The organism is Psychrobacter sp. Arc9, assembly GCF_041431295.1.
Taxonomy (GTDB): Bacteria; Pseudomonadota; Gammaproteobacteria; order Pseudomonadales; family Moraxellaceae; genus Psychrobacter.
The window spans coordinates 42851-53507 of the sequence record NZ_JASMRK010000017.1 but is presented as its reverse complement, the minus strand read 5'-3'; the positions used below and the strand labels follow the sequence as shown (position 1 = coordinate 53507).

The 10657-nt window shown below is 43.1% G+C and carries 10 protein-coding genes; 3 read left to right on the top strand and 7 right to left on the bottom strand.

Annotated elements, in window-relative coordinates:
- Positions 1-459: 459 nt before the first annotated feature.
- A complete protein-coding gene (pssA, locus tag QO187_RS09885; RefSeq protein ID WP_371548218.1) occupies positions 460-1374 on the bottom strand; it encodes a CDP-diacylglycerol--serine O-phosphatidyltransferase in 915 nt (304 codons plus the stop codon).
- A 26-nt stretch (positions 1375-1400) separates the two neighbouring features.
- Positions 1401-2288: a 23S rRNA (adenine(2030)-N(6))-methyltransferase RlmJ gene (locus QO187_RS09880; RefSeq protein WP_057758888.1), complete on the bottom strand. Its 888-nt coding sequence runs from the start codon at positions 2286-2288 to the stop codon at positions 1401-1403.
- A gap of 141 nt (positions 2289-2429) precedes the next feature.
- On the opposite strand from QO187_RS09880, the gene QO187_RS09875 reads away from it, so the two are divergent.
- From QO187_RS09875 to QO187_RS09865, 3 genes are all read left to right on the top strand, one after another.
- Positions 2430-3185: a 2OG-Fe(II) oxygenase gene (locus tag QO187_RS09875; protein WP_371548216.1), complete on the top strand. Its 756-nt coding sequence runs from the start codon at positions 2430-2432 to the stop codon at positions 3183-3185.
- Between the two features lie 62 nt (positions 3186-3247).
- Positions 3248-4465: a succinyl-diaminopimelate desuccinylase gene (gene dapE / locus QO187_RS09870; protein WP_371548214.1), complete on the top strand. Its 1218-nt coding sequence runs from the start codon at positions 3248-3250 to the stop codon at positions 4463-4465.
- 277 nt (positions 4466-4742) lie between these two features.
- A complete protein-coding gene (locus QO187_RS09865) occupies positions 4743-6929 on the top strand; it encodes a TonB-dependent receptor domain-containing protein (RefSeq protein WP_160022630.1) in 2187 nt (728 codons plus the stop codon).
- A gap of 210 nt (positions 6930-7139) precedes the next feature.
- Here QO187_RS09865 and QO187_RS09860 read toward each other — a convergent pair whose 3' ends face one another.
- The 5 genes from QO187_RS09860 to QO187_RS09840 form a co-directional block, all read right to left on the bottom strand.
- On the bottom strand, positions 7140-7622 hold the full coding sequence (locus tag QO187_RS09860; RefSeq protein WP_160022628.1) for a GyrI-like domain-containing protein: 483 nt from the start codon (positions 7620-7622) through the stop codon (positions 7140-7142).
- Between the two features lie 65 nt (positions 7623-7687).
- Positions 7688-7897 carry a Fe-S cluster assembly protein IscX gene (gene iscX / locus QO187_RS09855; RefSeq protein ID WP_021812734.1) on the bottom strand — a complete coding sequence of 70 codons (210 nt, stop codon included), beginning with the start codon at positions 7895-7897 and terminating at the stop codon, positions 7688-7690.
- A gap of 176 nt (positions 7898-8073) precedes the next feature.
- Positions 8074-8610: an acyl-CoA thioesterase gene (locus QO187_RS09850; RefSeq protein WP_160022626.1), complete on the bottom strand. Its 537-nt coding sequence runs from the start codon at positions 8608-8610 to the stop codon at positions 8074-8076.
- A 278-nt stretch (positions 8611-8888) separates the two neighbouring features.
- Complete coding sequence (locus tag QO187_RS09845) at positions 8889-10289, bottom strand: NAD(P)(+) transhydrogenase (Re/Si-specific) subunit beta (RefSeq protein WP_102092432.1); 1401 nt, start codon at positions 10287-10289, stop codon at positions 8889-8891.
- Positions 10286-10621: a proton-translocating transhydrogenase family protein gene (locus tag QO187_RS09840; protein WP_219621845.1), complete on the bottom strand. Its 336-nt coding sequence runs from the start codon at positions 10619-10621 to the stop codon at positions 10286-10288. The genes QO187_RS09845 and QO187_RS09840 overlap by 4 nt, the downstream gene beginning before the upstream one ends.
- Between the last annotated feature and the right edge of the window lie 36 nt (positions 10622-10657).

Below are 10657 nucleotides of genomic sequence, written 5' to 3'. Positions count from 1 at the left end.
CATATCATGTTTTAATAGTCTGTCAACTTCTTTTTTTAATTTGTTTCAACAAGTTAACTGGGTTATTAATGTGTAATTACACACTAGCTACTTCCAGCTCGTCTTGATGAGGTGCGTATTATAGACGCTATATTTATTTAGTCAAGAAGTATTTGCTATTTAATTTAAACAATTTGCATTGCTCAAACCTGTAACCTACTTCCCTTTCGACTGGGTGGCATTATACGGAGTTTTAGATAGAAAACAAGGAAACTCTATAAATAATCTCAGTTATTTTCTATCACTGATATCGTATTAACCTAACCCATTGTTATCGCTATCAAACTTTAAATACTGTCTTTTATATCTACAGATTTAGCTGTTTTACAGTGGTCGACGTACTTCAGCAGTATATAGAGCGCGTAAAAAAAGGAACTCACCTTACGGTAAGTTCCCTCATATAAAATCTAAATACAGTATCTAGCTTTCCACTTTCGTTTTAATCGTAGTCACAATACCTGATAACGCATAGATGATGCCGATAGCTAAGATACCAACGGGTATATCATAGAGCACAATGCTCATGACTAGCACCCCAATGATAAGCACTACAAAAGGTACTTTCTTTTTGTCAAACTCTTTAAAGCTATAGTATTTGACATTGCTGACCATCAGTAGACCGCAAGTCACGACCCAAGCTGCAAACAGTAGCATGACGGCTGTATCGTATTGACCAATCCATTCATTATGATCGACTGCAACCATTACAGCAGACGTCACCAGTATAGCGGCCAGTGGACTGGCTAAGCCAACGAAGTACTTTTTATCGACGATGCCGACCTGAACATTAAAGCGTGCAAGGCGAAAAGCAGCACAAGCAGTAAAGACAAACGCACAGCCAATACCGATACGACCCAATGGCTCTAAAGCAAAACTATAAATCAAAATAGCAGGTGCAACGCCAAACGCTAGCATATCTGCTAAAGAATCGTATTGCTCACCGAATGGACTTTGCGCATTGAGCATACGTGCGACACGTCCATCTGCACCATCAAGAATAGCAGATAAAAAGATAGCCAAAGCCGCCTTATAGAACTCGCCTTGCGTACTCGCCAAAATAGAGTAAAAGCCTGACAGTAGCGACAAGGTTGTGATCAGATTGGGTGCCAAATAAACACCGCGACTAACTACTCGCTTACCTTCGGCTACTTCAGCTTCAATCACCTCAAATGTCAAACCATCATAGCTGTCGTTATCCGCTAGGCGAATATTAAATTCGTGCTCATCAATAAACGGTGGCTGAGTCGCTGCATTATCTTGCAACGAGCCGTCATTTAAGGACGAATTGTCCAAAGGTGCATTATTCGGCTGGCCGATAGGTGGCTGAGTCGTCATCTTAATATCCTTATTGGCCGTTATTGCTATTCGCCGACGAGCCAGCGCACATTGGTCGCACTATCAGGCGTCAAGTTTGGCGCGTCTTCTACTTTTAGTACTGGCTGTAAGAAACGTAATATCTCACGTGCATGGTTATCAAACTGCCATGGCGGATTGATAACCAGTAGACCTGTACCGTTCAGACCAACCGCAACATCATTAGGATAAATGTTTAGCTCACAAACCAACTGACGTCTCATTTCAGTACGTTTGAGCTTTTTATAGAAGAGCTCTACGGCTTCGATGTTTTTGATTGGGAACCAAAGCGCATAAGTGCCCTGTGGCCATTTGTTATAAGCCGCGACTAATAAATCGATCAGGCGCGTAAAATCTTTGTGCTCTTGCTCATAAGGAGGATCAAGGAAAATCAAACCGCGCTTTTCTTTTGGTGGAATAACAGCGGTGATACCTTCAAAAGCATCACGATGCTGGATACCAATTGGCAACTTATGTAGCTGATAGTTCAACGCATCGTATTCAGTCGCTTTGGCTTCAAAAGCCTCAGCACGCACGCCAGCATCAGGCTTTTTAGCGGCGGTTTTTTCGACGTGATGGGCCACCCACCATGGCGAACCAGGATAGACTTTATTGTCGTAAGTGAATTTGGCTTGCTTGATGCCTTCCATATAATCTTTGACAGCAGCTGGTGCCTTTTCGGTATCTGCTTTTAGAAAAGCTTGAATACCGCCTTTGGCCTCACCTGTTTTGCGCGCTTCTTCACTGCTTAGTGAATACAGTCCACGACCGCCATAAGCGTCAAGCACATAAAACGGTTTGTTTTTCTGCCCCAGTTGATTAAGCAGTTGTACCAATAAAATGTGTTTAACCACATCAGCAAAGTTACCAGCGTGGTAGGCGTGTTTATAGTTCATAATCTCAAAAGTTTAAATAAGAAAAATTGCATCTATGGTAGCATAGGCAGAGTAAAAGATAATGTGGTTTTAGTAAGTGCTTTCAATAAAAACGTATTGAATGACGGTATATTGACAGCTGATTGATAATAATGAGATGAAATGACGCAGATTATTAGCAACCTTAACAAGACAGCGTTGGTCGTTGATCATCCGATAGGTCAGGATAATCCACCATTACTGCTGCCAAATACTCATAATGATAGCCAAGAAATTCCTACTCAGCACGTATTGCAAATGTCTGACTTTGCGGTTAACTGGGAAGATAAGCTGACGGATAAACAGCTCGATACCTTTGTCGCTGACGGCTGGCTCATTATTGATGATGTATTCAATAGTACTGCCTTATTAGCACTACAAGCAGAAAGCGGTTTTATTGACTATCGTGATGCAGAGCTGACCACTGGTGTTCGCATCAGTGATATTCGCGGTGATAGAATACGCTGGATTACTGAAGACTTTTTTGCAGGCTATTACTATCTACAAAGCATCAATGCTTTGGCCTCGCTATTCAATCGTAGTTTATTTGCTGGTATTCGCCATAGCGAAGCGCATTATGCGTGCTATCCGACTGGTTTTGGCTATCAATGGCACAGTGACAACCCTGCTGGACGTGATGAACGGGTTATCTCGGCGGTTTTTTATCTCAATGATAATTGGGAAGCAGCCGATGGCGGTGAACTAGAGGTCGTTGACAAACATGGCACGCACCATGAAGTGATGCCAGTTGCCAATAGACTGATTATTTTCGATAGCGATTTACGTCATCAAGTACAAACTGCGCATCGCCAACGCTACTCTATCGCCACTTGGATGCGCCGTGATGGTCTTGTACCCTTTGTCGAAATAGCCATTTAGCATTTATCCTCTACTCTTTATTTATATTTACCATTTCAATTTATTATACAAAAGGCTTATTCATGTCTGACTCTCATAACCAATCAAGCGCATCTCAACATACGACTCATCAGCAAGAAACATTAGACTTGAGCATTGCACTGTTAGAGCGTCCTTCAGTGACGCCCGATGACGATGGTTGCCAAGATATGTTGTCAGCACGGTTAGAACAAGCAGGCTTTGATTGCGAGTTTATGTATTTCGGTGATAGAAAACAAAGCGGTGAACATGCCGAAGTCAAAAACTTGTGGGCACGCCGCGGTACTAGCGATCCAGTGATTTGTTTTGCTGGTCATACTGACGTCGTGCCAACGGGTGATGAGAAAAACTGGACATACCCTCCATTTACACCAACCATCGCTGATGGTTATCTATGGGCACGCGGTGCCGCCGATATGAAAACTGGTATTGCAGCTTTTACTGTTGCAGCCGAACGTTTCGTCGCCAATCATCCTGAGCACAACGGCTCAATTGCTTTTTTAATCACTTCAGATGAAGAAGGCCCGTCAATTAATGGTACGGTCAAAGTGATCGAGACCTTGGAAACTCGCCAAGAAAAAATCACCTACTGTCTCGTTGGCGAGCCGTCAAGTACCGATACGTTAGGTGATATCATCAAAAACGGTCGTCGTGGCTCGCTAGGTGCAGAGCTTACCGTTACAGGTAAACAAGGCCATGTCGCCTATCCACATCTAGCATCTAATCCGATTCATGCAGCGATGTCTGCCCTTGCTGAACTGACATCTACCGCATGGGACAATGGCAATGACTATTTCCCAGCCACCTCATTGCAAATATCAAACATCAATGGCGGCACTGGCGCAACCAATGTCATTCCTGAAACGCTAAACGTGGTCTTTAACTTCCGTTTCTCAACTGAAACGACTGAGGATGAACTAAAGGCAAAAACGCATGCTATCTTTGATAAGCACTTTGCCAACAGTAAAGCGAGCTACGATATTCATTGGAAATTATCTGGTCAGCCATTCTTAACCCCTGAAGGAAAACTGGTTTCGGCATGTCAGAACGCCATCAAAAAAGTGACCGATGTCGATACAACGCTATCTACTTCTGGTGGTACGTCTGATGGTCGATTTATTGCCCCAACAGGTGCCCAAGTCGTCGAATTGGGTGTACGTAATGCGACGATTCATCAAGTCGATGAAAAAGTCGAAATCGATGATTTGGGCAAATTGGCGCAGATTTATGAAGGGATTTTAGAGCATTTATTGCTTAATTAGGCTCTACAGTATCAATGATGTTAATAAAAAAACAACAATAAAGGCAGTGCTTAAATGTTTAGCGCTGCCTTTATTTGTTTTAAGTATTATTACAACATATAAATAACCCTGTATTAACAGTCACTTAAGGTGACCACCACTAAAATTTTTGTAGATCCATTGAAAGCAGAATACATAAATGTTGCTTATTACTTGCAAACGATAATCATTATTGTTAATATTCACTTTTATAAAAATGCGGTATTAATTTTTATGCTTCCCTTTTGGAGTCCGTGAGATGTCTCATCCTTATAAGTCTGTTACTGTATTTTTATTGTCCACTTTAGCCTTGTCCATGCAGGCAGTTTATGCAAAAAGTGTTGATACCCAGCAAGGCAATCCCGAAGAATCAGCAATCTCGGTAACCTTAGACGAAATTACTGTTATCGGCAGTAAAGACAATGTACCGTTAATGACGGGTTCTGGTTATTACGTTGATAACGAACAGTTAGAAAATGAGCAAATTACAGATATTAACCAAGTTTTAAAGACCGTGCCAGGGGTTTACGTCTCTGAAGAAGATGGGTTGGGCTTACGTCCTAATATCAGTATTCGTGCCGGTATTGGTGGACGTAGTAGTAAGGTGCATTTAATGGAGGACGGTATTCCTATCGCGCCCGCTCCTTATGCTGCCCCTGCCGCTTATTACCATCCAACAGCGCTGCGTATGTCAGGAGTTGAGATTCTAAAAGGCGCGCCGCTGCTACGTTATGGGCCGCAAACGACCGGCGGCGTTATTAACTATCTATCAACCCCTATTCCTGCCACTAATGGCGGCCAAGCGATGACCTCAATCAACGACCGTGGCGGTGTGGATGTTCATGCTTATGCTGGTGGACGCGAAGGCGACTTTGCAGGCTCAATTGAAACTGTGCAACAACGAGGCAAAGGCTTTAAAGAGATTGATGGTAAAGACATTGGCGACTATGACAATCAAGATTATGTCCTAAAAGGTCGTTATCAGATCAATCCTGCGCATAGTTTATTTGCTAAAGCGCAGTATTCTGATAGATCTAGTGATGAGACTTACTTAGGTTTAACAGATGCTGACTTCAATGAAAACCCTAACAGACGCTACCCGATGTCTGCGCTTGATAATATACAAGACGAACATACCGGACTTAACTTGACGCACAACTGGATCACGGATAACAATAGCGAGCTACGTACGACCGCTTATTATAATAAAACCCATCGTAATTGGTATAAGCTTAGCGGTAATAAAATCAATGATTTTTATGAAGGTGATGTCACTCAAGGGCAGTTAGATGGTACCGAGGATTTAGCAGGTATTAGTATCCAAGCCAATGATCGCACTTATTATAGTACCGGTGTTCAGACGAACTTCAACACTGACATTTTAAGTGCCTATGGCGATCACAACATTGATGTGGGCGCACGCTATCACCGTGACAAAGTTGAGCGTTATCAGCCAATCGATACTTTTAATCAGGTTGACGGTGATTTAATTTATCAAAGTACGAAAGCCCCTAGCGCTAGCAATAACCGTGAAGAAAGAGCCAATGCAACTAGTCTTTGGCTGACTGATAAGTGGCAAGTGACTGACCCCTTAGTTCTAAATCTAGCCATGCGTTACGAGTATATTGATACTGAAGAGACACGCGGTGTTGATACTGATACTCAAGCACGCGTGAGCAATAATCAGTCTATATTTTTGCCCGGTTTATCCGCAAGCTACCAGCTCAATGATGAAGTACAGCTGATAGGGGGTGTCCACAAAGGCTTCAGCCCACTAGGCGCTGGGGTGTCCGAAGATGACAACACGGATCCTGAACAGAGCATCAACTACGAAATTGGTACACGCTATCGTGCTGGTAGTAATTATATGGAAGCGGTTGGCTTTTATAGTGACTTTGATTCTGTGATCAGAAACTGCTCAGAAAATGTACCTTGCGGTAGTAGCTCAAATCCCATAACATCAGGTAACGAAAAAGAGAGTGGTTCTGCGGTAATCGCAGGGCTTGAGTTAATGGCTGGCACTCGCTTTGATGGAGATGGATTCAGTATTCCACTGCATGCCACTTACACTTACACCCAAGCTGAGCTTGCCGAGGACTACAAAGACACGTTAGATGGCGATCGCTTAACGCTAGTGCCCAAAAATCAAGCCAGTGTGCGCGCCGGAATCGAGATGGATTCAGGTTGGGATACTTACTTGACTGCTAAATACGCTGGCGGCATTTGTGAATCAGTGGGCTGTAATCGTACCAATGAGCCGCGTAGCGAGACTGATTCGTTATTCACTTTTGATGCTATTACCCACTACCCTATCGGTTATGATGCTAAAATCTTTGGTAAGGTTGAAAACATCGCTGACAAACAAGTTATTGTGAGTCGTACGCCATACGGTGCTAGACCAAACCTACCACGTACCTTTACCATTGGTGTAACTAAAGCTTTTTAACTAGCATTGAATAAATAATTTTGATGAATTACTCATAATAAAAAACCCCACAGCTATAATAAAATAGATGTGGGGTTTTTTATAACTGCATTATGGTTTGTTAGACAATAAGCTACGCCTAAGTATTTTAAAAACCATCCATCTAAAGCTCACTTGATGCCGCGTCACAGATTACTATAGTCAAGTCGACTTCTTATAGTGTTGACAGCCTTACTCAATACCAATATAAAGATCCACTTGCCCAAACTCTAAATTACCACCGACATACTGCTCAAAATCGACATTATAAGTTCTGGTATGCTCACAGCTTGGATCATTAAAATAGGTCCATGCCTTCTCCCAAGCATTCATTACTGTATTAGGCATTCGACCTTGTTCAGAGAATACCAAATACTTTCCAGCCGGAATATTGACTGTTACTAAATTACCAGCGCTTTGCTGCTCTTGCTCGCTGTCTACTTTCCAGCTCGCCACGACATCAAAAGCGCCTACCAAATCATCACTCTCATAGTTGTGAAAGATACCGTAAATGTCTTCACCTTCAGAAAGCTGCTTTACATGGTTTTGATAGAACTTCTGCCATAATCTGCCAAGCTTGGCAGTGTCATGGCTTATCTCAGCGTTGTTGGTGGTACGAACGCTGATACCGCTACAAGCTATCGCTTCTGGTAGCTCTTTAATTTGTGATGTCATGATGCGGCCTTTTCTATCTGTTTATTTGATTTTCTGTTTATGGCAATGCTGGCAGATCAAGTCGATTAATCGGCTTCATCAATCCAGTTCATTTGAATGGCTTCTAAGATGCCTTCATTTGATTTTTGTGGATCATCATCAAAGCCTTCAAGTTCAGTTACCCAGCGATGCAAATCAGTAAAGCGAATATACTGCGGATCTGTTTCTGGAAACTTCTCGTAAAGCTCAATCGCGATATCTAAACTGTCTGTCCATTTTAATTTTTGTGGTGTCATAACGGTACCTTATTTTTAGTCGTTTTGAGAATCATCGTCTTAAAAGTAATGCCATCGTCCTAATACTGACGACTTGATGGGCTCTATCCTACCAAAATTCAGCAAATGATTATAGCCAAGTTATTTTACGATGCTGTTTTTCAATACTGGGTTTCAATACTGTTTTGCGATGTGGCTTAGGCTGATTTAGTCGATTTTACCGCGACTTGGTGCTCATTCCATGTGTTAATGGTATCTGTCAATTGCTCGCCCATCATATCTAATACTTCTGGTGTGCGCATACCTTTACTATCTGTAAAAACAAACTTGGTCATACCAACGCCCATCAGCTGGTTTTTGACAAAGAAGCGATGTTCAAAATACACATATTTATGATCCCATCCTGCGACTGCACTGCTAAGCGTCATTTTATCCAAAAATTTAATTTGCTTCAGATAAATCATCTCTTGCATGGCAATCACCCAATTCAGCGACTTAATGCCTTTTTTATGACAGCACGCCTTTACCCAGCGTGTCACGTTTAGCTCAATAAATGATAAATAACGATAATTGGGCAAATGATCGCGAAACCCCATATCGTGGGGCAAAATTCGATAATGGCGGACGGTCGGTGCAGTCAATGTCTCTAGACTGATAGTTTCGCTCGTCGATTGATGCTTGAGCTGTTGCTTAAGTAAGCTAACCATAATAAAAAAACGCAGTAACATGTTCATAAATCTTTCTCTTATTTCATCGTATTTATAATTGGTGATTGTCTATCGTTGAAGCAGCTCACATGGGCTAAAAGATTAATCAAGCGCAAATCGTATACTGAGTACATAAAGCGCAGTTAATATTGTGATCATTAAAAACTGACCATAATTGGAAATAACCTCAGTCCATAGTCGGCTTATAAATGTCGCCCACTTTAACGCAAAAAAAGCCACCTCAGTGACTTTCTTTATCTAAAACTTATCTGTGCATGATGATGGTTAAAAACATAGCTTAGAGATTAATGACCGCCGCCATTGATAGTACGTACCATCTCTTCTACCATTTTCTTGGCATCGCCAAAGATCATCATCGTTTTGTCCATGTAGAACAAGCTGTTATCCAGACCTGCATAACCAGTACTCATTGAACGCTTGATGACCATGACCGTCTGGGCTTTGCTGACTTCTAGAATCGGCATACCGAAGATTGGAGAAGTAGGATCATCTTTCGCAGATGGGTTCACAACGTCGTTCGCACCGATGACCAACACCACATCTGTACTCGCAAAGTCTGAGTTGATCTCGTCCATTTCTAAAATATCATCATAAGGGACATCAGCTTCAGCCAACAGTACGTTCATATGACCTGGCATACGACCAGCAACTGGATGGATAGCAAAGCGAACGTTAACACCTTCTTCTTTTAACAACTCATATAGCTCTTTTACTGCATTCTGTGCACGGCCTTGCGCCATACCGTAACCTGGTACGATGACCACGCTACTGGCATTAGACATCAGGAACCCTGCGTCTTCTGCTGAGCCTGCTTTGTAATTCTTCGGTGCCCCATCATCGCCGCCTGCTGCCACAGCTGACGTGCCCATGCCACCAAACAAGACATTAAGTAGTGAGCGGTTCATGGCTTTACACATGATGTAAGACAAGATCGCACCTGATGAACCGACTAGCGAACCTGCGATAATCAGCATCGAGTTGCCAAGCGTAAAACCAATACCTGCTGCTGCCCAACCTGAGAATGAGTTCAGTAGTGATACGACTACTGGCATGTCACCGCCACCGATTGGCGCAATCCACATCCAACCAAAGATAACGGCAATCACTGCCATCGCATAAAATGCTGGTAGTGAGTCAGTGACGAAATACACCCCACCGAAACCAATCATCGCAATGAATAGTAGCGCTTGAACCGGTTTTACCCAGCCGCCGACCAATGTTTTCGCCCAGCTTTTCGCTGCCAATTTACCAAAGGCAAAGACTGAGGCTGAGAACGTAATCGCACCGATGAAGCAACCGATAAATAGCTCGATGCGAGCAACGGCGCCATGCTGCTGTTCAGTGTGTAATACCGTCGCAAGTGCAATCGCAACCGCTGCCAAACCGACGAATGAATGCATTAAAGCAACCGTTTCTGGCATTTGGGTCATTGCGACTGTTTTTGCTTTCCACATACCAACAAGGGCACCCAACACCATCGCACCGATTATCAACCAAAGCACAGGGCCTTCTGCTAAAAAGAAGGTAGTCACAACGGCAATTGCCATCGCTGCCATACCAAAACGGTTACCGCGAATCGCTGTCTTTGGGCTAGACAAACCACGTAACGTTAAAACAAAGAGGATAGCGCCGACTAGATAGAACCAATCTGCATTTGCCGCAATCATTGTTGAGAAATCATTCATGCGTCACCTCCATTTTCTGTTGCTACAGGTGCTTTTTTCACTTTCGGCTTAAACATCGCAAGCATACGCTCAGTCACCGCAAAGCCACCGAAGATATTGATACTGGCTAAAAATACCGCGAAGGCACCAAGCAAGCTGGTCGGTGTAAACATTGAACCATCAATCGTGACAGTCTGTAGCATCGCACCCACGATGACGATACTTGATAGAGCGTTGGTTACCGCCATCAATGGCGTATGTAATGCAGGCGTTACGCCCCAAACCACGTAGTATCCGACAAAAATAGCGAGCACAAATACAGTGAAAATCGCTACAAATGGTGTGCTACTCATGGCCGCACCGGCTGGCGCTGCAGCTAAAATAGTGGC